General features: G+C 22.3%; 1 protein-coding gene. It reads left to right on the plus strand.

Going from position 1 to position 709, the window contains the following annotated elements; all coding sequences use genetic code 11:
* Window positions 1-95: 95 nt before the first annotated feature.
* Window positions 96-308, plus strand: a complete 213-nt coding sequence (locus tag OCU29_RS20210; protein ID WP_306799041.1) for an NADH dehydrogenase subunit 3 — start codon at window positions 96-98, stop codon at window positions 306-308.
* The last annotated feature ends 401 nt before the right edge of the window (window positions 309-709 follow it).

Here is a 709-nt window from a genome sequence, read left to right on the forward strand (position 1 = left end):
CTTCCAATTAAAAAAATTATTTTTAACAAATAATATAAGTAATAATTATTTTTATTGCCTCTATTATTCCTCTCATATTTACTATTATTCTTATCATAATTAATATACTCTTATCCCTTAAAGTTTTTCAAGATCGAGAAAAACCATCTCCATACGAATGTGGATTTAATCCTTTAACTTCCCCTCATCTCCCATTTTCTATTCAATTTTATTTAGTTGCTGTAATTTTTTTAATCTTTGATATTGAAATTATTTTTATACTTCCCTTTAACCCCTCTCTAACAATAAACTACTATCTATTTTATTGAATACAATCATTCCTAATGATTTATATTTGCTTAGTTATTGGACTAATTTACGAATGAAATGAACAATCAATTATTTGACTTAAATAAATATTTAAATAGGATATTAGTTAAAAAATAACATTTATTTTGCAAATAAAAATTAAAATTAATTAAATTTATATCTTTAATATGAATGGAAAATCCAATTTAATTTCGACTTAAATATTTGATTATTAAAACTAATCCATATTATCTTTATCTATCTTATATAAATTTTTAATTGAAGCCAAAATAGAGGCAAATTATTGTTAATAATTAAACTGAATAATTTTTTCCAATTAAATTTCAACTTTTCAACTCCCTCATCTTTTACTTAACTTTCTAAAAGTCGGAGGCCAAGCGGTCTTAGGAAGACAAGACAA

The sequence above is a fragment of the Nocardioides sp. OK12 genome, assembly GCF_024341885.1.
Taxonomy (GTDB): Bacteria; Actinomycetota; Actinomycetes; order Propionibacteriales; family Nocardioidaceae; genus Nocardioides; species Nocardioides marinisabuli.